Below are 24688 nucleotides of genomic sequence, written 5' to 3' on the forward strand. Positions count from 1 at the left end.
TCCGCTCCTTCGCGAGGCTCAGCTGACCGGCTTGAGGCGCAGCAAATGCATCAGGCGCATGCGGTTATTGTCATGATCCTCCGGATTCATGACGGGATCCTTGTCGGTGACCCAGCCGGTGAAGCGTTTGCTGGAGAACTGATACCAGGTCGGCCCGTTGAACACCGGCACGACGGGGAAGTCGTCGGCAATCAGCAGCTGGATATCGTTGAAGATCTTCTTGTGATCATCCTCCGACGTTGCCTTCAGATATTGATCGAAAAGGGCGTCCAGCTTCGGGTTCGAATAGCGCGAGGGCGCGCCGGTGATGCGCCCGCCATAGGCGGTCGACAGGCTCTGATAATAGCCGCGGAACGGGGTTGCGCCGTCGGCGCGGGAGTTCATGACGACCTCGAAGCTGCCGTCGATGATCTGCTTGCGCCATTGTTCGTATTCCGGCGTGGCAACCGACGCGTTGATGCCGGCGGCGCGCAGCCCTTCGACCGCGATCTGCACCGCGTCGATCCAGTCCGTCCAGCCGTTCGGAACGATGATCGGGAAGGCGATTGGCTTGCCGCCTGGCGTCGTGCGGAAACCGTCGGCGCCTTTCTTGTAGCCGGCATCGTCGAGGATCTTGTTGGCCTTCTCGGTATCGAAGCCCATGAAGGCGTCCTTGTCGCCTTCGGCGCCCTTGTTGCGCCAGGTCTCGAAGCGCGGCGGCAGGCCGGTCGCATGTTCGTTGACGACGGGATAGCCGAAGCCGGCAATATCGACCATCGATGCGCGGTCCATGGCAAGGCTGAAGGCGTGACGGAAATTCAGGTCCTTATAGGCCTCGAGGTTGCCTTCATTGCCGCTCTTGAAGTTCATCTGGAAGGCGACGGTTTCGGCCGGCGGCTGCCAATAGCCGTTGTGATCGGCATCGAGCGCGACGAAGGTCTTGTCGATCTGCGGAATGAAAGAGCCGATCCAGTCCATATTGCCCTCCGGCAGGATGGCAAGCATCTGGTCGTTGCCGGAGATCTGCGGCAGCCGGAGGCAGTCGACGTGCAGCGAGGCAGCATCCCAGTAATTCGGGTTGCGGCACTGCTCATAGACCTGCGGCGTGAAGCGGCGCAGCTCCGTCATCGGGCCGGAGCCCACAGGCTTCTCGTTCTTGAAAGCGACCGGATCGGAAACGTCCTTCCAGATATGCTCGGGAACGACGGCCAGATCCGCAAGCGATTCCGGGAAATCGGAATTCACCGCCTTGAGATCGATCCTGACCTCGGTCGGCGACGGCGTTTCGACGGAGGCAACGCTCTCGCCGACGCCGACGGTGTCGAGGGCGGCGTTCTTCAGCATCAGATCGATCGTGTATTTCACGTCGGCCGACGTCAGCGGCTGGCCATCCGACCACTTCACGCCGGATCGCAGCGTATAGGTCACCGATTTCATATCCTCGGAGAATTTATAATCGGTCGCCAGGCGAAACACCGGCTTGCCGCCATCCTCGGCATTGAAGATGACCAGGGGCTCGTAGATGAAATCCATCGTGCTCTGCCGGCGGCCGGCGAGGTCAAAGGGATTGAAGTTCTGCACCCAGCTGGTCTGCTCCTCGATGTGCATCGTCAGCACCGATTCAGCGGCTGCACCACCTGCCCCAAAAACGACGAGTGCCGTCAGGGCGGTTGCCGCCGCCCAGCCGGCACGCACGGAAATATTGCGGATTGCCCTCTTGCTCGATCTCATTCCAATGTTCCCCTTGTGCTTTATTTTTGTAGTCAATCAAATTGATTTAATATTGATAGTCAGTTTCCCGCCGACCCGTCAATTGCCGATCTCAAATTTCTGCAGCGACCTTTCGGCTCAGCTCTTCGGCAGAAATCAATGCAGGATTCGCCCGTGAGATGGCCGGCGGATCAGGGTCTTCCGAGGTTTCACGTCCCGTTTCGAGAAAAATATCGGGCCATGCGCGCCGCGTTAACCATTAAGGTACTTTTAAGTACGATAATTAACCCAACGGTGGCGAATTGATCGGAAACACGGATCGATAAGCATGAGGCTGCTCGCCACGGCCGGGATGTTCCCCGGGATGCAACACATTCAACCTCCGAAGCAGGCGAATTTCCCATGACGAGCATCAATACGAACAATTCAGCGATGTCTGCCCTTCAGACGCTGCGCAGCATCAACTCCAATCTCGAAACGACACAGAACAGCGTTTCCACCGGTTACCGGGTCGACACCGCATCCGACAACGCCGCTTACTGGTCGATCGCAACCACGATGCGGTCCGACAACAAGGCGCTCTCCGCCGTGTCCGACGCGCTCGGCCTCGGCGCAGCAAAGGTCGATACGGCTTATACGGCCATGGACAATGCGATTGACGTCGTCGACGAGATCAAATCCAAGCTCGTCGCAGCAACCGAGGACGGTGTCGACAAGTCCAAGGTCCAGGAAGAAATCAGCCAGCTGCAGGAACAGCTGGCGAGCATTGCCCAGTCGGCGTCGTTCTCGGGCGAGAACTGGGTTGCGGGCGCGGATGGCACGAAAAGTGTCGTATCCTCCTTCGTTCGCGACGGTTCCGGCGCCGTTTCCGTTAAGATGACGGAATACACCCTGGATACCAGCTCCGTGGGCAATGTGTTGTTCGGCATGAGCGGCGGGTCGATCGAAACCTCCACGGGTATTCTCGGAACGGCTGATGCATATGGCAATTCCGTCTATTCGCTCGATATCACGAACTTCACCACCGGTCAGATCCAGTCGGCCCTGTCGACCATCGAATCCGCGCTATCGGCAATGACCTCTGCCGGTGCGCAACTGGGTTCGATCTCGACGCGCATCGACTTGCAGGAAGACTTCGTCGGTGCGCTTTCCGATTCGATCGACTCGGGCGTGGGCCGGCTGGTCGATGCCGATATGGAGGAGGAGTCGAGCAAACTCTCCGCCTTGCAAACACAACAGCAGCTGGCGATCCAGTCGCTGTCGATCGCGAATTCGTCGTCGCAGAACATCCTGTCGCTCTTCCGCGGCTAATCGTCCTGGCCGCAAAGGAGCCGAGCGCATAAAACGCCCGGACCGCATTCGCCGATCGAAGATCGAGTCTGGCCTTCCCGGTCAGGCTCGATTGCGTTGGTGACGTATTTGTGTGGGCAGGCTCTATCGCTTCCGTCCTCATCCGAACTATGGTGTCGCGATCGGCGGAATCGCGGTCCATTTCTTTGCTTGAACCATGCCGTCGGTCGTCTCGATCGTAAACGCGATCAGCCTTGGCTTTCGCAGTCGGGAGCGAAGAATGCAGTGTGCGGGATCATCGCATGTCGGAACGACTTGAATCTGCCCATTCTGGTGAAACGCCCGCCATCGTCTGGCTCGGCTTTCTGGCGATGTGCGTCGGCATGTTCATGGCGATCCTCGACGTCCAGGTGGTGGCGACATCGCTGCCGACCATTCAGTCGGCGCTCGGCATCGATCCGGATCAGATGAGCTGGATACAGACGGCATATCTCATCGCCGAAGTGGTGGCGATCCCGCTCACCGGCCTGCTGACGCGGCTTCTGACGATGCGGTGGCTGTTCGTCACCGCCATCAGCCTGTTCGTCGCCGCCTCCGCCGGCTGCGCGGCCAGCGGCAGTTTCGGTGAGCTGGTCGCCTGGCGGGTGCTGCAGGGTTTTTCCGGTGGAACCCTGATCCCCTCGGTATTTTCAGCCGTGTTCATCCTCTTTCCGAACGAGCGACAGGCGCTGGCGACGACCATCGCCGGCGTGCTGGCGGTGCTGGCGCCGACCGTCGGGCCGATCGTCGGCGGATGGTTGACGCAGACCTATTCCTGGCATTGGCTGTTCCTGATCAACATCATCCCCGGCATCGTCTCGGCAATTCTGGCGGCGCGCTTCCTGCCGCGGCAGGCGGCCGATCCGTCCGAGCTTGGGCATCTCGACGTTCTGTCGCTTCTCTTGATGGCGACCGCGTTGACGAGCCTGGAACTCAGCCTGAAAGAGGCGCCGACCAGCGGCTGGACCTCGGCCTATGTGCTCGGCCTGCTGGCCCTCTGTCTTGCGTCGGGAGGCGCGTTCATAGGGCGAACGCTCTACCGAAGCCGGCCGATCGTCGATCTCGGCAATTTCGGCGACCGGAACTTTCTCGTCGGCTCGGTGCTGAGCTTCGTGCTCGGCATCGGCCTCTTCGGCTCGGTTTATCTCATGCCGGTCTTTCTCGCTTTCATCAGGGGACATGACGCGCTCGCAATCGGCATGACGATGCTGGTCACCGGCATTGCGCAACTGATCACCGCGCCGATCGCGGTGGCGCTGGAGAAGCGCATGGATGCGCGGCTGCTGTCGGCCGCCGGTTTCGCCCTGTTTGCGATCGGTGTCGGAATGAGCGCGTTTCAGGATCCCCGCTCCGATTATGACGCGATGTTCTGGCCGCAGGTCGTGCGCGGCGTCGCCATCATGTTCTGCCTGCTGCCGCCGACGCGGCTGGCGCTCGGCACGCTTCCGCCGGATCGCATCCCCGATGCGAGCGGTCTTTTCAATCTGATGCGCAATCTCGGCGGGGCGATCGGCATCGCGCTGATCGACACCATCATCTACACGCGCTCGGAACCGCTGGGACAAAGCCTCTGGACCCGTCTTCAAACCGGCGATATCGAGGCTGCGACATTTGTCGGCGCACCTCTCCAGGCCATATCGGGACATAGCGGCAGCTTCGATGCGGACACGACGGCGGTGCTCGATCCGCTGGTCCAGACCGCGGCAAGCGTCCAGGCGATCAACGAAGCCTGGCTGGTCATCGCCGTCCTGACCGGCTGCGCCCTGCTCTCAGTCCCCTTCGCCAGGCGGCCGGCGTCAACGTGAAAACCAAGGTGATAAGTTGCCGATCTTCCGATCGCCGGTAAGATTTCTCTCAATCATTTTGCGTCATCCTCCAGTTCCCCTCTGAAGCCAATCGACGAGATCTCAATGGCCCCGGACCTTACGCGCAGTTTTCAAATGCCCCGACGCGAGGAGCTTGGCCTCGTCACGATCAGCAACGGGTCCGGCCTGTCGGTATCGGCCCTGCCGAACGGCACGCTGTTTGCCATCGAATATGCCGACGACAAGGGATCGGTGCAGATCAACCAGATCCAGGGCTCGCCGCTGTTTGGCGGCATCGGTCGCCTTTATCTGCGCATCGGCGGCGCGGCACCCGAGGTCGTCGAGATTGTCGGGCCACGCGCCAATGGCGGCTTCGGGCACGATGTGACGAGCCTTTCCTGGAGCGGCGAAACAGGCGATATCGGCTACGCCGTCCGTCTTGAGCTGCATCCTTCCGAAACGGCCTGGTTCTGGCGCGTCTCCATCCGGCATCTGAAGGAGGGAACGCTGCCGGCGGATCTGGTGCTGATCCAGGACGTCGGTCTCGGCGATCGCGGCTTCCTGATGAACAGCGAAGCCTATGCCTCGCAATATGTCGATCACCATATTGCCGATCATCAGACACTCGGCCCTGTGGTGATGAACCGGCAAAATCTCAAGCAGTCGGGCGCCCGCAATCCCTGGCTCGCGCAGGGCTGCGTCGATGGCGCGGCTGCCTATGCCACGGATGCGATCCAGCTGGTGCAGGCGAAGAACCGTCTCGATGATCTGCTGGTCGGCCCCTTCGGCACCAGCCTGCCAAGCAAACGGCGCCAGCAGGAGACGGCATGTCCCGCCATCCAGTCGAAAGCGCTCTCCGTGCCGGCAAGCGGTGTGACCGCGACCTTCTTTGCCGTCTTTGCCGCCGATCATCCCGAGGCGTCGAGCGATGCCGATCTTTCGCGGCTCGATGGGCTGGCGACGGCGGACAATACGGCCGCCGATATCGCAGAGGCGGCGCCGGTGCGCAGCCTGCTGCAGGATGCCGCCCTGCTGAAGGCCGAAACGCTCGACAAAAACGCGATCAGCCAGCTTTATCCCCAGCGCAGCCTCGAAGAGCGGGGCGGCGGAAAGCTGTTGTCGTTTTTTGTCTCCGACGGCGTTTTGAACCGCCATGTCGTGCTGCGCGACAAGGAACTCATGGTGGCCCGCCGCCACGGCGCGATCGTTCGTAGCGGCCAGAATATGCTGCTCGACGATGCGACGCTTGCCGCGACCTGCTGGATGCAGGGCATTTTCGCCGCGCAGCTGACGATCGGCAATACCTCCTTTCACAAACTCTTTTCCGTGTCCCGCGACCCCTACAATCTGACGCGCGCCAGCGGGCTGCGCATCATGGTGGATCTTGGCGCCGGCTGGCAGCTGCTGGCGGTACCGTCGGCTTTCGACATGGGTCTCAGCGATTGCCGCTGGATCTATCGCCTCCCCGAACGCACGATCATCGTTTCGGCGGTCGCCTCCGGCGAGGATGCGGCGATGCAGTGGACCATTTCCGTCGAGGGCACGCCGTGCCGCTTCCTGGTGTTCGGCCATGTCGTGCTCGGCGAGCGCGAATATGATGCGGGCGGCCAGATCGAATTCGACACCTCGGGCAAACGCATCCTTTTCCGGCCGGACCCGGCCTGGCTCTGGGGCGAGCGTTATCCCGATGCCAGCTATTGGCTGGTAAGTTCGACACCCGATGCCATCGAGGAGATCGGCGGCGACGAACTGCTTTATAGCGGTGGGGTGGCGCGCAACGGCGCCTTCGTCGCGCTCCGATCCCGACCGACGCGGGGGCTTTCCTTCGCCGTCGTCGGTTCGATGACCGATGCGGCGGAAGCCGAGCGCCTGGCGCAGCGTTATGAGGCCGGCGTCACCGACGAGGCCATGCTTGCGCCGGCATCAAAATTCTGGCGCAACGCCGTCCGCGGCGTAACGATCGGCAGCACCTCGCCCGATCTTGCGGCGCAGACGGCCCTGCTACCCTGGCTCGCGCATGACGCCATCGTGCATTTGAGCGTGCCGCATGGCCTCGAACAATATACCGGCGCTGCCTGGGGTACACGCGACGCCTGCCAGGGGCCGATCGAATTCCTGCTCGCCTATGAGCATGACCGCGAAGCCAAAGAGGTGTTGAAGACCGTCCTCAGCGAACAATATCTGGAGAAAGGCGACTGGCCGCAATGGTTCATGCTGGAGCCCTATGCCAATATCCGGGCGGGCGATAGCCACGGCGATATCGTCGTCTGGCCGCTGAAGGCGCTCTGCGACTATATCGAGGCGACCGGCGATCTCGGCTTCCTCGACGAGAAAGTCTCCTGGCGCGATGAGAAGACGATGGCCAGGGCGCCGGAGCTCGATACCATCGAGATCCATGTCGAGAAGCTGCTCGATACCGTCCGCGAAGCGTTCATCCCGGGAACGCATCTGATCCGCTATGGCGAGGGAGACTGGAACGATTCGCTGCAGCCGGCCGATCCGCATCTGCGCGACTGGATGGTCAGCAGTTGGACCGTCGCCCTGCTCTATGAGCAGATCGTCCGTTATTCCGCGATCCTGCGCCGCCTCGGCCATGGCAACAAGGCCAAGGGACTGCGGAAGATCGCAACCGCGATGCGCCGGGATTTCAACCGCCATCTCGTGCGTGACGGCGTCGTTGCCGGCTACGGTATCTTCGATCCCGCCCATGACGGCGTCGAATTGCTGCTGCACCCGAGCGACCGGCGCACCGGCCTGCACTTCTCGCTGATCTCGATGACGCAGGCAATGCTCGGCGGCCTGTTCACGCCGGCGCAGAGACGCGATCATATGAAGCTGATTAAAGAGCATCTGCTCTTCCCCGACGGCGTGCGGCTGATGGAGAAGCCGGCGACCTATGCCGGCGGACCCGAGACGCTGTTTCGCCGGGCCGAATCCTCCTCCTTCTTCGGCCGCGAGATCGGCTTGATGTATGTGCATGCGCATCTGCGCTATTGCGAAACGCTGGCGCTGGAGGCCGAAGCGGAAGAGCTCTGGAAGGCGATCGCCGTCGTCAATCCGATTTCGATCACGTCAGCGCTGCCGCATGCGTCGCTGCGCCAGCGCAATACCTATTTCAGCAGCAGCGATGCGGCTTTCCATGACCGCTACCAGGCGGCGGCCGAATGGGAGCGCGTCAAGGCGGGAGAGATCGCCGTCGACGGCGGATGGCGCATCTATTCGAGCGGCCCCGGCCTCTACACCAGGAGCTTCGTCGAAAACATCCTGGGCTTCAAACGGCGCTTCGGCCGGCGCAAACGCAAACCGCTTCTTCCCGCGATCCACGCTTCCGTCGATCTGCACACCGACCACGCCGCCTGGCGGCGGCTGATGAAGCCGAAGCCTGAGCTGTAAGAAGGATTATACCGTAGCGTCGCGCAACTCTTCGAAGCGCGCCGCACTTTTCGACAGGTGGGTCCGGATGGCACGGCGTGCGGCGGCCTCCTCTCGGTCACGGATCGCCGCGAATATCGCGTGGTGTTCCCGGCGCATGCGTGCCGCATGGCGCTTGCGCTCGACTGCCGTCATCTTGTCCAGGCGCGCCCATTGCCGCGGCACCATGATGTCCCCGAACGTATCGAAGAGGCGGCTGTAATAGGAGTTCTGCGTCGCGACCAGAATGGACCTGTGGAAGGCGTAATCCTCCTGCGCGCCGTAACCGCCCTCCTCGAGCGCCTTGTCGAGGGCATCGAGACGATCCTGCATGCGGTCGATATCGTCCTGCGTGCGTCGCAATGCGGCAAGGCCAGCGGCTTCGTATTCGATCCCCATGCGCAGCTCCAGCACGCGCAGAACCTCGTCGATCGATTGCAGGTCGTTGGGAATGATGGAGAAGGATCGGGTCGTCGGATCGTTCGCGACGAACGCCCCAAGGCCTTGCCGCGTGGTGATCAGGCCTTTCGCGCGCAGCGCGGCGAGCGCTTCGCGAACGATCGTCCGGCTGACGCCGGTCGCCTGCATGATCGCCTGTTCGGTCGGCAGACGCTGGCCGGGTTTCAGGTCGCCGGACTCGATCTGCGCCGTCAACGTATCCGCAAGGCCGCTGCGCAGGTTATTAGCCGGCTGCCGCATGGTGTTGAAGACCGCCTTGTCCCTGTCCGTCATGCCTATTGAATCCTGCGTGTCGATGCGGCTGCGCCGGCCTCATTTCCTTTTGCTAACGCATGCCGGCAGGAAAGGCAAAACGACGCCGGTCACGGCTGTGGCTTTTGGTTTGTGATTTCAAACCGGCGGCGGCCGAGTTGCGGCTAACTGGCCGAACAGACAATCCTTGCGCCTGAGGTTATTAGTGGCACTTCCTCCTTTCTAAAAGCAATGCAGTTTCGCTCTTCGATGAGTAAAGACGTGGTCTCATCGCAGTCGGCCGACCATGGTTTGTGATCAGTGGGCACTGCGGAAACGAGAGCCGTCACTGTTACTTCTCTATCTTCACGAGAAAGGCCTAGACCTAGCGGGACGGAAGCAGTGCCTGGGCTGCAAATTCGTCTTTCGTGATCTCGTAAAAGACGTGGAGGACTGGCGTTCCGTCAGGCATTCTGATGATTTCCGTCTTTTCGATCAGGCGCGTGCCGAGCTTTTCAGTTGCCCGGCGCGAACGCATGTTTGCCTCCGCAATGCGGAAGTAGACAGTATCGACGAACCGGAATGCATGACTCATCAAAATCCGCTTAATTTCGCGGTTCCAAGCGCCGCCCCAATAATCCCTCGCGAGATAGGACCAACCGATTTCCGCCTTGGAAGATTTCACATTGGGCATGTTAAAGCGAGACGAACCAATGATCCGGTTCGCAGCCTTGTCTATCACGGCCAGCGCCCCGCCTGAATCAATGGCGGCATTAAAAAGCTCAATGAAAACGTCTTTCTGCCAGCGATTTGATGCCGGATGCAACTCCCAAAGCAGCGGATCGGATGCGACCGCATAAAGTGCGTCAAAATCCCCTTGGGTAAGCGGACGAATATGGACGCGCTGATTTTCGAGAACCGGTTGCCTGTCAAACATGTTTGCCTTCCTGAATATTCCGCGGAAGTCGAACGAATGTTAATGGAGAATCGCCGGGCGACATAAATATACCACGACCACATTTCGCCTTCAGCGCTCAGACGCGCAATCGTGGATGCCGCCTATGCCGCGGCCCTCGCAGCTGGAGGAGTGGACAATGGTGCGGTCGCCTTGGCATAGGTTTCCGGTCGCAGGTGTCGGTCTATCATCAGCATCATCTCGTGAATCGTAACGCTGGGCGGAGCTCTTCGCCATGTTTTCCGCCGGCATCACCACGGATAGCGGCGGCCATCAGCGTCGCTTCATTGCGCTGACGATATAGTCGGCATCCGGGCCGACGCCGCGCAGGGTGGCGGATGCAAGATTCCGCTGATTGGGGATGCCGACAAAGAACAGACCCGGCAGCAGATCGGCAATCCCGTCGTGCTGCCTGGGCCTGCCGTCCATATCGAGCGCGCCCGGCAGCTCTGCGAGGAAGCCGGCTGTGGGGCGGTAGCCGGTTGCATAGATCACCGTATTGATCTCATTCTCCTCGCCATCCGGCCAAACGACCCCGTTTTCGGTATAGTAGCTGAACATTGCGCGGTGTCGCGGACGGCCCGCCGCGATGGTGGCCTTGTAGGTGCCGTCATCGAGGACCGGCGTTCCCCCGCCATTGAACAGGCGGGTACGATCAAGGCGCGTCAACCAGAGCCAATAGTGCAGGTCCAGGCCAAGCACGCGCTGAGGCAGATATTTGATGGGCTCCCGCGTGGTGAGGGTCACGTCCGCGCAATCCGCCAGCTCGGCCGCGATCTGGACGGCGGAGTTGCCCCCTCCCACCACAACGATGCGCTTTCCCTCGTATCCTGTCGGGTTACGGTAGGCGTAGGCGTGGAGGGTTGTTCCCTTGAATGTGTTTTCGCCGGGAATCTTCGGCCAGTTTGGCGTGGCGAAACCGCCTGCTGCGACGATCACGTTGGCAGCTTCGAACACGTTGCCGCCATCGTTCAGAGCCGTGAATAGCCGACCATCATGCCGCACCGATACGATGTTGCAGCGCGTGCGGATTGGGAAGCCGAAACTGTCGGCATAGGCCGCAAGATAGGCGCTGACCTCATTCTTGCGCGGATATTCACCTGCCGCCTTGGGGAAGGCCATTCCGGGCAACTCGGAGAAGCGCCGCGGCGAAAAGAGTGTGAGGCTGTCATAGTAGAGGTTCCACGCTCCACCGACGGCGTCGGACGCTTCCAGAACAAGGAAGTTCAGACCCGCGCGTTGTAGGTGCCAGGCGGCCGCGAGCCCCGCCTGACCTGCGCCGATGACCAGTACATCCAGATTTTGAACAGCTGTCATTTGGAAAATACCTCTTTTGCAACCTACGTCGCGATAAGCGTTCTTCAGAATGGAGAGGGAGCGTAGAAATTCCTGATCCCGACCACAGGGTGGTCACAGCAGGCCGCGAACCTCCCGAGCGATTGCACGCGTCGGCAAGATGGATCGGTGCGGTAGAGATGCGCCGCCAGGAAGGACTGGAATGCCAGTGCTTGTGCAGCTCACGAAAGTTGTCGCGGCGATCAACATGGCGCGCCTGCGATCCGAGGCTGCACGGGAGCAATAAATAGTACATGCATCTGTGCGTCCTTATGCATATTTATGGCAAAACTCTATCGATCTATCGCGGCTTGGCCGGGCAACACAGCGGCAGCAGAGCTCTGAGCTGGCCCAGGATTGCCTCAAAGCGCTGGACGCTGGTGGAAGCGTCAAGTTCATAGAACACATGCCGCCCTTCCTGGCTGGCGCACACGATCCCCCCGCGTTCGAGCACTTGGAGATGCCGAGAGATCACCGAGCGGTCCTGCGGAAGCTCTTCGGCGATGGCACCAACATCCGATCGACCCTTTCGGATCAGGACCAATATGATCTCGATGCGGACGGGTTCGCACAGAGCGCGGAAGAACTGCGCATCGAGGATGCGGGCAATTTTGTCGGCCGCAGCTTGGCGACTCATACAGGAACTATCGATTGTGGTGGAATTCTCCGTCATAAAGAATGTATATGTGCACATTCATGCACGCGTCAATAGGTCAGACGATGTAGTCACCCAAAAGTGGCGCCTAGGCTGTGCCAGCATAGGCGTTAGTCCTCCTCCAGCGCTTGTTCCTCACGCTCCGCCAAGCCCTCAAGCTCGCGATCGAGCAACAGCAGCTCTATGCCGACAGCGCCGCGTATCTTCTCAGACGCGCGGCGCTGTCGCACTTTGAATGATGCAGTCGTCGTTCAATGGGCGGATCACCGCGCCAGCCAACCGCCATCGACGGGTAGCACCGTTCCATGCACGTAGTCGGACGCCGACGATGCCAGGAATACGGCCGCACCGCCGAGTTCGGACGGCGTTCCCCAGCGCCCGGCCGGGATGCGGGCAAGGATGGCGGCATTGCGGTCGGCATCCTCGCGCAGCGCCGTGGTGTTGTTGGTAACGAAGTAGCCGGGGGCGATGGCGTTGACGTTGACGCCCTTGCCGGCCCATTCGCAGGCCAGCAGCTTGGTCAGTCCGGCAAGCCCGCTTTTCGAGGCCGTATAGGACGGGATCCGGATGCCGCCCTGGAAGGAGAGCAGCGAGGCGATGTTGATGATCTTGCCCCTGCCCTTCTCGACCATATGGCGGCCGGCCGCCTGCGACAGGAAGAAGGCGGTCTTCAGATTGACGTCGATCACCGCATCCCAGTCCTCCTCGGTGAAGTCGAGCGCATCGGCACGGCGGATGATGCCGGCATTGTTGACGAGGATGTCGAGGCCGCCGAAAGTCTGGATGGTCTCGGCGACGATCCCCTTTACCGGTTCGATGCTGGCGAGATCGGCCTTGATGACATGGAAGCGGCTTCCCGCTTGCTTCACCAGCGCCTCGGTTTCGTCCATCGAGGAGCGGCCGACGGCGACGATCGACGCGCCGGCCTCGGCCAGCGCCGCCGCGATCGCCTGGCCGAGGCCGGTATTGGCGCCGGTAACGACGGCAGTCCTGCCGGACAGGTCGAAGGGATTGGCCACGGCGCTCACCTCAGATCCGCAATGGCGATATGGTCCATGTCGGTGAAGCTCTTATTGTCGCCGGCCATCGCCCAGATGAAGCTGTAGTTCTTGGTGCCGGCGCCCGAATGGATCGACCAGGGCGGCGAGATGACCGCCTGCTCGTTGGCGACGAGCATATGCCGGGTCTGTTGCGGCTCGCCCATGAAGTGGAAGACGCGCTGCTCGGCTTCGAGATCGAAATAGAGATAGGCTTCCATGCGGCGGTCATGCGTATGGGCCGGCATGGTGTTCCAGACGCTGCCCGGCTCGATCATGGTGAAGCCGAGCGTGAGCTGGCAGGACTGGCAGACGTCCGGATGGATGAACTGGTAGATCGACCGCTTGTTGGCCGTCGCGGCTTCGCCGGGCGTCAGGTGACGGGCCTTTTCGCGGGTGAGCAACACGGTCGGGTGCGTTTGATGGGCCGGAGTCGAGACCAGATAGAACTTTGCCGGATTGGCGGCATCGGCGCTCTCGAACCGGATATCCTTGGCACCCTTGCCAGCATAGAGGCAATCATACTTGGCGAGATCGTAGCTGGTACCGTCGACGACGATACGGCCGGCGCCGCCGATGTTCAGCGCGCCGAGTTCACGCTCGGCAAGGAAGGTTTCCTGTCCGATCGCCGTCGGCGCCGTCAGTGTCAGCCCGGTATCGAGCGGTGTGGCGCCGCCGATGACCATGCGGTCGTAATGGGAATAGGTGAGCCGGATCTCGCCGCCCTCGAAGATGGTCTCGACCAGAAAGTGACGCCGCAGCGTTTCGGTGTCGAAATTGCGCACTGCCTCGGGATGGGAGGCATGTCTGACGTCGGTCTGCATGTCGAATTCCTCAGTTTTCGTTGTCGTCAAGCGTTGTTGCTGTCGCGAAAGCCGGCTCGGTTCGACCGTCCGCTCCGCTCGGCAATGAACCATACGGTTACATAGTTGTACGACAAGTTCGGAGTCAATATGTTTCTGCAGGCTCGCGCGCGGCAGCAAGCGGACCGGGAAAATAGGGAATAAAATCAACAATAAACGGGAAAACTGTCATCTCCCAAGCGACGGATCGCAGGTGCTCGTTTCTCAGCCCCGCTAGAATTTCTGTCGGCCAAAACGAAAAAGCCTGCCGCGGGAGGAGGTGCGGCAGGCTTTCGAAAAGAACCGAACGACAGCTGGGAGGAGGAGTGCTGTCGTTCCACAGACGACCCTGGGAGGAGGATGGGGCGCCTGTATATCGAAGGGATGCGGGAGGAGGTGCATCGCTTCGATAGAAATAATCATACTTATTTCTTGCCCAGTTGATAGGCATTTCTTTGCAAGGCAGCTATGCGTTATGCGAAAAGCGGGCGGCTCGACTGCCCGTGATCCATCCACCGGAAACACAAAAGCAAAGCGCCCGCTCGGGAGGAAGCAGGCGCTGGGCACAGTCTCGAAAATGCGTAGTCTTAGTTGCCGTTAGCGGGCGATGGCTGCGCGGGCGACATTGCGGATTTCGCTGCGGCCGATGCCGAGGTCGTCCAGTTCGCGTGCGGACATGCGACCCAGTTCAGCGACCGTCTGACGGTACTTGCGCCAGTTGTTAAAAGAGCGTGCTACGTTCATAATGATCCCCTTTCCGTGGGCTTTCGAAGCCTAGCTGCCAGTCCTTGGCGCTTCGTTCGCTTCGATGAGTTCTATATAGTACGAGACCTTCGATTGTTGCAGCGCCAATGCATCACTGCACCTATGCGGTGCCTGCATGGGTCGCTATCTATGGGCGATTTCGCGGTCACGATCGGAACCGCTTCGCGATCAGGATTTGAAGCGATCGAAGGCCGTCAGCCGCACGAGCGGTGGTTCTGCTTCTTTCCACCGGTAAATCTCCGCGCGCAGATAGGAAAGCTCGTCGCCGAGGCCGTCTTCGTCGACCTCGATCCACCACGACTTCAGCCGGCCATCGCTTCCATCAGACCAGCGATAGCCCCTCGCCTTCAGGTGGTCCTTCATCTCGAACGGGCTGTGTTCGGCAAAGATACGGATGCGCGAACGCTGGCTGGCGCGATAAAGCTCGGTGAACGGGCTTTCACTCTCGCCCTGCTCTCGATCGAGAATTTCCAGCAGCGCGTGGCAATCGTCCACCGCGCGATGGCCGTCATGGAAATATCCGGCCTGGCCGACGAGATAGCCGAGCTTCGTGCCCTCGAAACCCCGGGCGCTCCAGTCGATCTCCGACACCGAGCATGCCCAGGCCTTGCCGGCGAAAATTGTCGAGAAGGCCTCGCAGAACGGCCGGTCGAAACCGGCATTGTGGGCAATGATCAGATCCGCCGGCTCGATCAGGGACCGCAACGCCTGGATATCGATGACCTGTTCTTCGACCATCGCATCGGTGATGCCCGTCAGCCGGGTGATCTCGGGCGGGATCGGCCGGGACGGTTGTTGCAGGCCGCCATAAATGCCGACGATGTCGCCGATCGCGCCGTCATCGTTGAAGGTGAAGGCGACGGCGCCGATTTCGATGATCTCGTCGTTGCGGTGGCTGAGACCTGTCGTCTCGGTGTCGAGAACGACGCCGAGCCGCGAAAATCCCGGCCGTCTGACGGGCGCAATCGGCCGGGCGGCGAGTTTTCTCAGGATGCGATAATTGCCGCTCTCTTCCAGCGTCCGCGCCATGTCTTCTTGGGAAGAGCCGGCCGGCTGCGACGGCGGCCGGCGCGATGGACCGCGCGCCTTGGCGATCGCGGGCGATGCCTTAGCAAACATGTCGAGTTGCGAATCTCTATGCACGCTCATCGAATCTATATGTCACGGAGAGGCGATTGAATCCATCACTCGCGCCAGCCGCTGTGGAGTGTCCCCACCTGCGGCCCTCTCCAGCGGGAAGCTCAACCGGCAGACCGCGCCGGGATTGCGGTTGTCGATCGTCACCTCGCCGCCATGCAAACGGATGATGTCGCGAACCAGATTGAGGCCGAGGCCAGCGCCGCGTCCGTCATGATGGCGCTTGAAGAAGGGCTCGAATATCCGATCCCGGACATCGGCGGGAATGCCTGGTCCCTCGTCGCTGACCTCGATCCAGTTGCAGCCTGACGTCAGCGAGATGATGCCTTTCCTGCCGCCGTGGTTGATCGCGTTCTGCAGGATGTTCATCAGGGCGCGCTGCAGCGCCAGAGGATCGCCGTCGATCTCTCCGGCGCCGTCGACCTCGAACTGCACCGTATAACCGGCGGCAAAGGCCAGCGGCGCCATCTCGATGATGACCTTGCGCGCCAGCTGCCCCAAATCGACCTTGCTGAACTGGACCTTGCCCTGTTTCAGCCGCTGAAGATCGAGCATCTGCTCGGTGAGGACGGCGAGCCTTGCGGCATCTTCCAGAAGGTCGGTCTTGATCGAACTGTGCGGCAGGGATCCAATTCTCGTATTCAGAATGGCGATTGGCGTGCGCAGTTCATGGGCGGCGTCGGTCAGAAACCGTTCCTGCCGCTCATACCCCTCGTCGAGACGGCCGAGCGCGCGGTTGACGGCACGCACCAGCGGCGCGATCTCGTCGGGAATATCGTCTGCCGAGAGCCGGCCGCCGCGCTGGTCGATATCGATCGTATCGGCCTGCAACGCGGCCTGGTCGATCCCGACCAGCGACCTTCGCACGACGAGCGGCGTTGCGATCAGCGCTCCCAACGCCATCACCGCAACGATGGGAATCACCATTTTCGCAAGGATCAGCGAAACGCCGAACAGGAAAGGGGCGAGCGGGTTGGGGCCGTCGGTGCCGGTCAGGAACTGCACCTGTCCCCCATCCATCGCAATCCACTTCATCCTTGCCGCCGGACGGTCGTGGTCGCCGAGATTCTCGCCGAAGCGCGCCTGGCCGACATGATCGAGCGTATTGCCGATGCTGGCATATTCTTCCGGAATCCGGCCCTCGGTCAAAACATGCCCCTGCATGTCGCGAATGGTGTACCAGAGATCGGGCGCATCTTTCCGCAACTGCCTGATATCCTCGGTCTCCCTCAGGCCCAACGCTCCGGTGGGCTGGCGGAAGACGGCCTGGCGCAGAATCTCGATCGTACCTTCCGTCGACCGGTAATCCCATATCTTGGCCACCGAGATCAGCACGATCATCACCAGGATGAGCACGACCGACTGGACGGCAAGAAGCCGCCAGAACAGCCGCTTGTGCAGCGAATAGGAGCAATGTTTGCTCATGATGCCTCACGCAGGAGATAACCCACGCCCCGGATAACGTTGATGACCACGCCCGCCTGCGACGCTGCCAGCTTGCGCCGCAGCCGCGATATGTGGGAATCGAGCGCGTTCGACTGGATCTCGTCGTCGAAGCCGAAAACCGCTTCCATCAAGGCCGGTCGCGGCACCATGCGGCCGGCCCGGCGCACGAGGCATTCGAGCACCAGCGCTTCCCGGCGCGGCATTTCCAGACGCCGGCCGGAGACGATGATCTCGCAATAGGTCGGATCGAATGAAAGCCGGCCGATCGAGATCAGCGCGGGGCGCAAGGTTTCGGAGCGGCGCATGACGGCACGCAGCCGCGCCAGAAGTTCGTCGAAGACGAAGGGCTTGGCGAGGTAATCGTCGGCGCCGGTCTCCAAGCCGGTGATCCTGTCTGGAACCTCTCCCTTGGCGGTGATGACGATGACCGGTAGCGTCAATCCCCTTTTGCGGATCTTCGGAATAAGCTCAAGACCGTCGCCGTCTGGCAGCTGCCGATCCAGGAGGACGGCGTCATGGGCGCCGTCGCCGATCACCAGTTCGGCGTCGCCCAAGCTCGAAACGTGGTCCATCACCATGTCGTGCCTGGTGAGCGCCCCTCGGAGTGCTGCGGCCATTTGAGGTTCATCCTCGATCAGTAATATGCGCATCTCACATTCCTGTCGCAGGGCCTATGGGGGCTTGTCGGGGCCGTCGATCCATAGGTGGAAACCATATCACCCTCAAGCAAGTCTGCGGTGCCCGTGGCGTATCGAATGCAAGAGCGCCGCTTCGTCGGAAAGGATCGTATCCGTCATCATGCGCGGCGCTGCTCGATCAGGGCCATTGGCTGGTAGCGGCGGCTGATGCGATAGACCGCGGCCGGCGGAATATTGCGCAACGTCCAGCCGATCTTTTTTGAGACAAGGCCGAGGGCGTCGAGGATTTCGGCAGGCACCGGGCATTTCGGCCCGTAGGTGAATTGATAGAAGGCGCCGTGCGGCCTGAGGTTGGCAAAGCAGTCCTCGAGCAGCGCCTGCACGTCGTCCGGCCGCATGGCAAGAAGCGGAAGCCCGCTGACGACGCCGCCGAAGAAACTTCCGGAAAGCGACGTCTTCCACATCTGCCGCACGTCCACCTGCAGCACCCTGGCATCGGGAAAGCGGTCCTGCAACAACGTGGCGAAATCACGCTCGTATTCCACCAGCGTCAGATCCCGCTCGGCAATGCCGCGTTGCAAAAGGGCCGCGGTGAAAACGCCGGTGCCCGGACCGAGTTCGAGAACCGGCCCGGTGAGCGCAGAAATTTCCTTGGTCATCAGGCCCGCAAGGCGGGGGCCTGATGGTGTGATCGAAGCGATGCGCAACGGCGCGCGAAGCCAGGCGAGAAGAAAGCGTCGTCGATCGAAACGGGGCATTGGACCTTCACAGCGGCTGATTGATCCCGCCCATGAACCGGCTCAACATTGCAACAGTCTGTCATGGCGCAGTCACGGTGACGCAGACGCAGATTTTATACCTGAGACTCGACCTTCGGCTGCGCTGCCCTGAGACCCCTCCTGTCGATCCAGCTTTTGATTTCGGCGGCAATCGCCTCGGGCTGGTCCTCAGGGGCAATGTGGCGCGAAGGCCCGCACCCCCTGGTCTCCAGGCCTGCGATGTTGTCGCGGCACCACGAAATCATCTCGCTGCCGATCAACAGCGTTTCGGCAGGCCCGTCGAAGGTCAGCAGCAGCTTGGGAGTCTGAGGACTGGCGGAAAGCCAGCGGTCATAGTTCTCGATCCTGGCGACCACATCGGCCGGCTCGCCGTTGATGGGCATGGCGCGCGGCCATTCCAGCAGCGGGCGCCGGCTGTTACGGTCCGGATAGGGAGCGCGGTAGACATCCCAGTCGGCATCGCTAAGCCCTTTCAGCGTGGTTGCACGCAAGGCCTGCTCAATGAAGAAATTTTCATCGAGGACCTTGGCCTCGCCTGTTCCGGCGCCCCGCAACAGTTCATAACGCGCCTTTCCGCCGCCTGGCAGATCCTCCCAACTCATCGGCCGCAGGATGGTTTCCATGAAGGCGATGCCGCGCACACGTTCGGCGTGGCGCGAAGCCCAGTCGAATGCCAGCGCACCGCCCCAGTCGTGGCCGACGAGCACGACGTCGTCGAGGTCAAGCGCCTCGAACCAGGCGTCGAGATAGGCGATGTGATCGCCATAGCGATAGTCGATATCGGGTTTGCCGGAGCGTCCCATGCCGATCAGATCGGGCGCCAGGCAACGGCCTGGCCCGACGCCTGGCATGATGTTCCGCCAGAGATGCGATGAAGTGGGATTGCCGTGGAGGAAGACAATCGGGTCGCCCTCCCCCAGTTCCTCGTAGGAGATGAACGAGGTGAGAATATCGATGGTCGGCATATGGAGCTCCGCGCTTTCGTGCTATATAGGCAGGCAACTGTCCATTTATCATATAGACAGGTAACTGTCTATATTGCCGCGGGGGTTTCATGGCGTCTTCGTCCCTTGGCCTGTTGTTGCGTCTGGTCCATCAGCATTGGACACAGGCTGTCGAAGCGGCACTCGATGAGGCCGGCTACGGAGATATCCGCCCGCCGCACGCCAACGTCTTCACCTTCGCGCGACCCGAGGGCATTCAGGTCAGCGAGCTGACCAAGCTCGCCCGTGTTCGCAAGCAGACGATGACCCAGGCCGTGGAAGAACTCGAGCGCTTGGGTTATGTCGAGCGCCGGCCCGATCCGAACGATCGGCGCGGCCGGCTGGTGTTTCTGACGGAAAAAGGCCAAGGAGTCAGGCCGATAGCGATGGCGGCGGGCCGGCGCGTCGATGAAAGCTGGGCCGCCTTGACCAGCCAGCAGCAAATGGACGATCTGCGGACAGCGCTCCGGCGGCTGCTGGCACAGTTGCAATAGCGAAGCGGCACTGCCTTGCCCCTTTCCACTTAACCGTCGCGCGACCGAAGGAAAATAGATGCCTGGTGACGATAGCAAGGGTGCCGACGCGGATGTCGTCATCATCGGCGGTGGAGCTGCCGGTATTGCCGCCGCCCGTCGCTTGCAGGCGCTCCGCCCGGATCTGTCCATCCTCCTGCTTGAAGCCGGCGATCGTCTCGGCGGGCGCGCCTGGACGGTTGGACTGCCTGACGCCGATATTGCGCTCGATCTCGGCTGCGGCTGGCTGCATGGCGCGCGGACCAATGCCTGGACTGCGATCGCCGGCGAGGTCGGACTGACGGTCGACCGCACGCCGGCGCCCTGGAACGACGGCGGACGCCAGCTTCAGCGTGATGGCGCGGAAGCGCGTGCCGCAAGGCAGGCGATCGGCGCCTATTTCGAGCGTCTCGAGAGCCATGAGGGGAATGACGCCGCCATGGCCGAATTGCTCGAGCCCGGCAATCCCTGGAACGGCCAGATCCGTGCGATCGGCACTTATATCACCGGCGCCGAGCTGGAGCGGTCGTCAATCGTCGATTACAACAGATATGATCCCGGCCCCGGTCCCGACTGGCGGGTGCGCGAGGGTTATGGAACGCTGGTCTCGCGTTACGGTAAGCCGGTTCCGGCAAGGCTCGGCACCGAGGTGACGCGCATCGACCACCGTCATGCCGGCCGTATCGGCATCGAGACGAACCAGGGTGTGCTCCGTGCCCGCGCCGTGCTGGTGACCGTGTCGACGAATGTGCTTGCCGCCGGCAGGATCGCCTTCGACCCGCCTCTGCCTGACAAGATCGAGGCGGCAGCCCGTTTGCCGCTCGGCCTCGCCGACAAGCTCTTCCTGAGGCTCGCAAATCCGGAGGCGCTGCCGGCGGATACGCATATGCTCGGTTCCACCAGTCGTGGCGCGACCGGCACCTATCAGCTCCGGCCGTTCGGCGCGCCTGTCGTCGAGGCCTATTTCGCCGGCGACCTCGCGCATGATCTGGAAGGGCAAGGCAGCGAGGCCGCCTTTTCCTTCGCGTGCAACGAATTGGCAGCGCATTTCGGCGCTGACATTCGCAAGCAATTGTCGGTCGCCGCACTGTCGGCCTGGGCCGCTGTGCCCCATATCGGCGGCTCCTATTCCTATGCCGAACCCGGCGCGTCCAATTTGCGCGGCCGTCTCGCCGCGCCGCATGACGGGCGGATCTTCTTTGCCGGCGAAGCCTGTTCGACGTCGCGCTATTCAACGGCGCACGGCGCCTACGAGACCGGGGTTGCTGCGGCCGATCTGATCGCCGGCTCGTTTTCGCAAAATCCGTAACCGTCGCCGGCTGCGACGGCAGGCGGGAAAATTTTTTTCTCACTTGTCGCGAGGGCGGGATTGGCTATGCTCCCCCTCGCCCCTGCGCTGCGAGCTCAGGGCGCGGTACGTCATCCGGCGGCAAGCGGCCGCCTCAAGCTCAATATTGTCATTGATTGCAGGAGCCCCGGCTTCTACCCCGACCGTTTGCGCGTCGGCTGCGGGTATCCGCATGAGGAGGAAGAAATGGACTATCGCAAGCTCGGTCCCAGCGGGACCGTCGTCACCGCCTATTGCCTCGGCACCATGACGTTCGGCGCGGAGGCTGACGAGGCCGCCTCGCATAAACTGCTCGACGATTATTTCGCCTGGGGCGGCAATTTCATCGATACCGCCGATGTCTACAGCGCCGGCAAGTCGGAAGAGATCATCGGAGGCTGGCTGAAAGCGCGCCCGACCGAGGCCCGCCAGGCGATCGTCGCCACCAAGGGGCGTTTCCCGATGGGCAACGGACCCAACGATATCGGCCTGTCGCGCCGGCATCTCGGCCAGGCGCTCGACGATTCTCTGCGCCGCCTCGGCCTTGAGCAGATCGATCTCTATCAGATGCATGCCTGGGATGCGCTGACGCCGATCGAAGAGACGCTGCGCTTTCTCGACGATGCGGTTTCCTCCGGCAAGATCGCCTATTACGGCTTCTCCAATTATGTCGGCTGGCACATCGCCAAGGCCTCGGAAATCGCCAAGGCACGCGGTTATACCCGCCCGGTGACGCTGCAGCCGCAATATAACCTGCTGGTGCGCGACATCGAACTTGAGATTGTCGCGGCCTGCCAGGATGCCGGCATGGGCCTGCTGCCGTGGTCGCCGCTCGGCGGCGGCTGGCTGACCGGCAAGTACAAGCGCGACGAGATGCCGACGGGTGCTACCCGCCTCGGTGAAAACCCCAATCGCGGCGGCGAATCCTATGCGCCGCGCAATGCGCTGGAGCGAACCTGGGCGATCATCGCTGTTGTCGAAGAGATCGCCAAGGGGCATGGCGTCAGCATGGTGCAGGTGGCGCTCGCCTGGACGGCGGCACAGCCGGCGATCACCTCGGTCATCCTCGGCGCCCGCACGCCCGAACAGCTCGCCGACAATCTCGGCGCCATGAAGCTCAAGCTCTCCGATGATGACATGGCAAGATTGAACGAGGTGAGCGCCCCTCAGCCGTTCGACTATCCCTACGGCAAGGGCGGCATCAACCAGCGCCACCGCAAGATCGAGGGCGGCCGCTGAGTCTCCGCCCATAACCGGATGAGTCGTCTCGCCCGGTCTGCAACACCAACGAAGAAAGCCGCCATGTTTCCATGGCGGCTTTTCGGCCTTGCTGCTTGGGAGGCGATTTTAGGCCGGAAGCTGGAAGATCACGTTGGCGATCAGGACGATCGCCAAGCCGCCGGCGAGCGCCAGGTAAGGCAGGATGCCGGCTTTCTTGACGCCGAGATCCTGGCCGACCAGACCGAGATCCTCCATCGCGCCGGCCGGGAACTTGCCGCCGTCGCGCACATAGTGGCGATAGGCGAAGACGGGCAGGATCAGGGCGGCGAAGATGAAGCCGACCCAGAGCGCATTGGAATAGCCCCATACCTTGGCGCCGGCGCCGAGGAAGAGGGCGTTGACGAAGGCGAGCACGGTGTTGAGGCCGATCAGCCACGTCGGCGCCTTCCAGGGGCGTTCGATATGGCCGGAATCCACCCGGTGGATCCAGCCGGAGTTGAGGTTCAGGAAGTTGAAGATGATGTAGCCGACATTCGAGACGGCGAGCACGAAGAAATAGCCGCCGACATCCGAGGCGATTGCCAGCAGGAAGAGATTGAAGGCGAAATCGGTCCACATCGCCCGCGTCGGCGCGCCATTCTCATTGACGTGGTCGAGGTATTTCGGCAGCCAGCCGTCCTTCGAGCCCTGGTAGAGCGTGCGCGACGAGCCGGCCATCGCCGTCATGATGGCGAGGAAGAGCGCCATGATCATCAACACGACGAGCAGCTGGGTGACGATCCGGCCGGCGCCGATCAGGCCGCCGAGCGCTTCGGCAACGCCGGTGCCGTCGACGATGCCGGGGGCGAGCATGCCTGCATGGCCGAGAACGCCCTGGAAGGCGAAGGGCACGAGGAAGAAGAACAGGCAGCAGGCAAGGCCGGAATAGAAGATCGCCTTGAAGGTGTCGGTCTTCGGGTTCTTCAGTTCGCGGGTGTAGCAGACCGCCGTCTCGAAGCCGTAGGTCGACCAGGCGGCGATATAGAGGCCGCCGAGGAAGAGCGTCCAGCCGCCGTTGCTCCAGGTGCCGTCGGCGGCAGCATAGGCAGCCGTCGGCGGCACGAGGCCGGTGACGTTGGTGGCAAGGATCTGGCCGCTGACGATCGGGTAAAGACCGATGATCAGCAGCGGCACCAGCACGATGATTGCCAGCCACTTCTGTACGCTGGCCGTTTCCGAGATGCCGCGATGCTGGATCGCGAAGATGATCAGCATCAGGATGCCGCCGATGAAGAAGGTGGCATTGATATTGGCGGTGGCAAGGAAGGGGATGTTGAAGGTGACGAGCGACCAGTTGCGGATCGCCGGCGTGAGCGCCGCGACACCGTCGGTGCTGAGCAATGCCTTGACGGCGTCATCGGGGGTGGTGCCGGCATGGGCTGCGATATATTCGGCGACGCGGGGGCTATCGGCCGTGATGGAAGCGGCATGGGCGGCGATCCAGTCGAGGACCATTTGCGAATCCGCCGCCGGAATCGGGTAGAAGGCATTGAGGATGTAGCCGGCGGCGATGGCGCAGCCGAGCGACAGCACCGGCGACCAGGCAAACCAGTTGCACCAGACAGACAGCGGCGCGATGAATTTCGAATAACGCAGCCAGGCGGTGGCGCCATAGACCGAGGCGCCGCCGGATTTGTTGCCGAACATGCCGGCGATTTCGGCATAGGTGAAGGATTGCAGGAAACCCATCACCATCGAGATGATCCAGACGACGAAGGCGAGCTTGCCCGTCGTGCCCGCGATACCGCCGATGGAGAAAAGAACGAGCGGCGGCACGCCCGCAGCCACCCAGAATGCGCCCTTCCAATCGAGCGCGCGTACAAGCTTACCCTCGGTGCCGGATGCAATTCCGGCCTCCACAACATCTGTCATCGGTGAAATTCCCCATTCGATTTGTTCCGGACGTATCTTTGTACGTCTCCCTGAACGTGTCTCCCTGACAGTCTCAAGCCGGCCCGGATGATTTTGGCGATCCGTGTTCCCGACGGATTCCCCGAGTCTCAACTCTTTATGCATAGTGAAGATATTTTCTTTTTAGTCAACATGACTTTACTTTCCCGAGGCATTTTGTAACCTGTATGGGTGTGCCCCAG

Annotated in this window: 20 protein-coding genes; 6 read left to right on the plus strand and 14 right to left on the minus strand. The window is 61.7% G+C overall.

The window, feature by feature from the left end:
* Window positions 1-18: 18 nt before the first annotated feature.
* The gene (locus ACMUVN_RS13320; RefSeq protein ID WP_063476215.1) at window positions 19-1710 is read right to left on the minus strand and encodes an ABC transporter substrate-binding protein; all 1692 of its coding nucleotides are present in this window, start codon (window positions 1708-1710) and stop codon (window positions 19-21) included.
* A 381-nt stretch (window positions 1711-2091) separates the two neighbouring features.
* Between ACMUVN_RS13320 and ACMUVN_RS13325 the strand changes: the two genes are divergently transcribed.
* The 3 genes from ACMUVN_RS13325 to ACMUVN_RS13335 all read left to right on the plus strand — a co-directional run bounded on the left by ACMUVN_RS13325 (window position 2092) and on the right by ACMUVN_RS13335 (window position 8216).
* Window positions 2092-3000 carry a flagellin gene (locus ACMUVN_RS13325; protein WP_063476216.1) on the plus strand — a complete coding sequence of 303 codons (909 nt, stop codon included), beginning with the start codon at window positions 2092-2094 and terminating at the stop codon, window positions 2998-3000.
* A gap of 281 nt (window positions 3001-3281) precedes the next feature.
* On the plus strand, window positions 3282-4823 hold the full coding sequence (locus ACMUVN_RS13330) for a DHA2 family efflux MFS transporter permease subunit (protein WP_063476217.1): 1542 nt from the start codon (window positions 3282-3284) through the stop codon (window positions 4821-4823).
* A 105-nt stretch (window positions 4824-4928) separates the two neighbouring features.
* Window positions 4929-8216, plus strand: a complete 3288-nt coding sequence (locus ACMUVN_RS13335; RefSeq protein ID WP_183844829.1) for a GH36-type glycosyl hydrolase domain-containing protein — start codon at window positions 4929-4931, stop codon at window positions 8214-8216.
* 6 nt (window positions 8217-8222) lie between these two features.
* Here the strand turns inward: ACMUVN_RS13335 and ACMUVN_RS13340 are convergent, their stop codons facing one another.
* The 12 genes from ACMUVN_RS13340 to ACMUVN_RS13395 all read right to left on the minus strand — a co-directional run bounded on the left by ACMUVN_RS13340 (window position 8223) and on the right by ACMUVN_RS13395 (window position 19478).
* The gene (locus ACMUVN_RS13340) at window positions 8223-8966 is read right to left on the minus strand and encodes a FadR/GntR family transcriptional regulator (RefSeq protein WP_183844830.1); all 744 of its coding nucleotides are present in this window, start codon (window positions 8964-8966) and stop codon (window positions 8223-8225) included.
* A gap of 343 nt (window positions 8967-9309) precedes the next feature.
* Entirely contained in the window at window positions 9310-9861 is a 552-nt protein-coding gene (locus tag ACMUVN_RS13345) for a GNAT family N-acetyltransferase (RefSeq protein WP_183844831.1), read from the minus strand.
* Between the two features lie 291 nt (window positions 9862-10152).
* Complete coding sequence (locus tag ACMUVN_RS13350) at window positions 10153-11196, minus strand: flavin-containing monooxygenase (RefSeq protein WP_183844832.1); 1044 nt, start codon at window positions 11194-11196, stop codon at window positions 10153-10155.
* 319 nt (window positions 11197-11515) lie between these two features.
* The gene (locus ACMUVN_RS13355; RefSeq protein ID WP_414815153.1) at window positions 11516-11851 is read right to left on the minus strand and encodes an ArsR/SmtB family transcription factor; all 336 of its coding nucleotides are present in this window, start codon (window positions 11849-11851) and stop codon (window positions 11516-11518) included.
* Between the two features lie 281 nt (window positions 11852-12132).
* Window positions 12133-12897, minus strand: coding sequence for a 2-dehydro-3-deoxy-D-gluconate 5-dehydrogenase KduD (gene kduD / locus ACMUVN_RS13360; protein WP_280178053.1), 765 nt, complete (start codon window positions 12895-12897; stop codon window positions 12133-12135).
* Window positions 12894-13730: a 5-dehydro-4-deoxy-D-glucuronate isomerase gene (gene kduI, locus ACMUVN_RS13365; protein WP_097544647.1), complete on the minus strand. Its 837-nt coding sequence runs from the start codon at window positions 13728-13730 to the stop codon at window positions 12894-12896. The genes kduD and kduI overlap by 4 nt, the downstream gene beginning before the upstream one ends.
* A gap of 615 nt (window positions 13731-14345) precedes the next feature.
* Complete coding sequence (locus tag ACMUVN_RS13370; RefSeq protein ID WP_003548073.1) at window positions 14346-14492, minus strand: DUF1127 domain-containing protein; 147 nt, start codon at window positions 14490-14492, stop codon at window positions 14346-14348.
* Between the two features lie 189 nt (window positions 14493-14681).
* On the minus strand, window positions 14682-15662 hold the full coding sequence (locus tag ACMUVN_RS13375) for a 3'-5' exonuclease (protein WP_097544646.1): 981 nt from the start codon (window positions 15660-15662) through the stop codon (window positions 14682-14684).
* 12 nt (window positions 15663-15674) lie between these two features.
* A complete protein-coding gene (locus tag ACMUVN_RS13380) occupies window positions 15675-17075 on the minus strand; it encodes a sensor histidine kinase (protein WP_063476221.1) in 1401 nt (466 codons plus the stop codon).
* On the minus strand, window positions 17072-17746 hold the full coding sequence (locus ACMUVN_RS13385; RefSeq protein WP_414815154.1) for a response regulator transcription factor: 675 nt from the start codon (window positions 17744-17746) through the stop codon (window positions 17072-17074). The genes ACMUVN_RS13380 and ACMUVN_RS13385 overlap by 4 nt, the downstream gene beginning before the upstream one ends.
* A 146-nt stretch (window positions 17747-17892) precedes the next feature.
* Window positions 17893-18492: a class I SAM-dependent methyltransferase gene (locus ACMUVN_RS13390; RefSeq protein WP_063476223.1), complete on the minus strand. Its 600-nt coding sequence runs from the start codon at window positions 18490-18492 to the stop codon at window positions 17893-17895.
* A 95-nt stretch (window positions 18493-18587) separates the two neighbouring features.
* On the minus strand, window positions 18588-19478 hold the full coding sequence (locus ACMUVN_RS13395; protein ID WP_063476224.1) for a haloalkane dehalogenase: 891 nt from the start codon (window positions 19476-19478) through the stop codon (window positions 18588-18590).
* Window positions 19479-19567: 89 nt separating this feature from the next.
* On the opposite strand from ACMUVN_RS13395, the gene ACMUVN_RS13400 reads away from it, so the two are divergent.
* The 3 genes from ACMUVN_RS13400 (at window position 19568) to ACMUVN_RS13410 (ending at window position 22574) form a co-directional block, all read left to right on the plus strand.
* Window positions 19568-19990: a MarR family winged helix-turn-helix transcriptional regulator gene (locus ACMUVN_RS13400; RefSeq protein WP_097622830.1), complete on the plus strand. Its 423-nt coding sequence runs from the start codon at window positions 19568-19570 to the stop codon at window positions 19988-19990.
* 58 nt (window positions 19991-20048) lie between these two features.
* The gene (locus ACMUVN_RS13405) at window positions 20049-21317 is read left to right on the plus strand and encodes a flavin monoamine oxidase family protein (RefSeq protein ID WP_183905566.1); all 1269 of its coding nucleotides are present in this window, start codon (window positions 20049-20051) and stop codon (window positions 21315-21317) included.
* Between the two features lie 225 nt (window positions 21318-21542).
* Window positions 21543-22574, plus strand: a complete 1032-nt coding sequence (locus tag ACMUVN_RS13410; protein WP_183844837.1) for an aldo/keto reductase — start codon at window positions 21543-21545, stop codon at window positions 22572-22574.
* A gap of 108 nt (window positions 22575-22682) precedes the next feature.
* On the opposite strand, the gene ACMUVN_RS13415 is transcribed toward ACMUVN_RS13410, so the two are convergent.
* Entirely contained in the window at window positions 22683-24467 is a 1785-nt protein-coding gene (locus tag ACMUVN_RS13415) for an APC family permease (RefSeq protein ID WP_183844838.1), read from the minus strand.
* Window positions 24468-24688 lie beyond the last annotated feature (221 nt).

Origin of the sequence: Rhizobium sp. IY2, assembly GCF_047532935.1 — a bacterium.
Taxonomy (GTDB): Bacteria; Pseudomonadota; Alphaproteobacteria; order Rhizobiales; family Rhizobiaceae; genus Rhizobium; species Rhizobium anhuiense.

Coding starts and splice junctions, on each gene's coding strand:
- ACMUVN_RS13385 (WP_414815154.1), bottom strand. CDS start 17,746: ATGCGCATATTACTGATCGAGGATGAACCTCAAATGGCCGCAGCACTC.
- ACMUVN_RS13340 (WP_183844830.1), bottom strand. CDS start 8,966: ATGACGGACAGGGACAAGGCGGTCTTCAACACCATGCGGCAGCCGGCT.
- ACMUVN_RS13330 (WP_063476217.1), top strand. CDS start 3,282: ATGTCGGAACGACTTGAATCTGCCCATTCTGGTGAAACGCCCGCCATC.
- ACMUVN_RS13410 (WP_183844837.1), top strand. CDS start 21,543: ATGGACTATCGCAAGCTCGGTCCCAGCGGGACCGTCGTCACCGCCTAT.
- ACMUVN_RS13405 (WP_183905566.1), top strand. CDS start 20,049: ATGCCTGGTGACGATAGCAAGGGTGCCGACGCGGATGTCGTCATCATC.
- ACMUVN_RS13345 (WP_183844831.1), bottom strand. CDS start 9,861: ATGTTTGACAGGCAACCGGTTCTCGAAAATCAGCGCGTCCATATTCGT.
- ACMUVN_RS13335 (WP_183844829.1), top strand. CDS start 4,929: ATGGCCCCGGACCTTACGCGCAGTTTTCAAATGCCCCGACGCGAGGAG.
- ACMUVN_RS13370 (WP_003548073.1), bottom strand. CDS start 14,492: ATGAACGTAGCACGCTCTTTTAACAACTGGCGCAAGTACCGTCAGACG.
- ACMUVN_RS13355 (WP_414815153.1), bottom strand. CDS start 11,851: ATGAGTCGCCAAGCTGCGGCCGACAAAATTGCCCGCATCCTCGATGCG.
- ACMUVN_RS13400 (WP_097622830.1), top strand. CDS start 19,568: ATGGCGTCTTCGTCCCTTGGCCTGTTGTTGCGTCTGGTCCATCAGCAT.
- ACMUVN_RS13375 (WP_097544646.1), bottom strand. CDS start 15,662: ATGAGCGTGCATAGAGATTCGCAACTCGACATGTTTGCTAAGGCATCG.
- ACMUVN_RS13415 (WP_183844838.1), bottom strand. CDS start 24,467: ATGACAGATGTTGTGGAGGCCGGAATTGCATCCGGCACCGAGGGTAAG.
- ACMUVN_RS13380 (WP_063476221.1), bottom strand. CDS start 17,075: ATGAGCAAACATTGCTCCTATTCGCTGCACAAGCGGCTGTTCTGGCGG.
- ACMUVN_RS13320 (WP_063476215.1), bottom strand. CDS start 1,710: ATGAGATCGAGCAAGAGGGCAATCCGCAATATTTCCGTGCGTGCCGGC.
- ACMUVN_RS13395 (WP_063476224.1), bottom strand. CDS start 19,478: ATGCCGACCATCGATATTCTCACCTCGTTCATCTCCTACGAGGAACTG.
- ACMUVN_RS13325 (WP_063476216.1), top strand. CDS start 2,092: ATGACGAGCATCAATACGAACAATTCAGCGATGTCTGCCCTTCAGACG.
- kduI (WP_097544647.1), bottom strand. CDS start 13,730: ATGCAGACCGACGTCAGACATGCCTCCCATCCCGAGGCAGTGCGCAAT.
- ACMUVN_RS13350 (WP_183844832.1), bottom strand. CDS start 11,196: ATGACAGCTGTTCAAAATCTGGATGTACTGGTCATCGGCGCAGGTCAG.
- ACMUVN_RS13390 (WP_063476223.1), bottom strand. CDS start 18,492: ATGCCCCGTTTCGATCGACGACGCTTTCTTCTCGCCTGGCTTCGCGCG.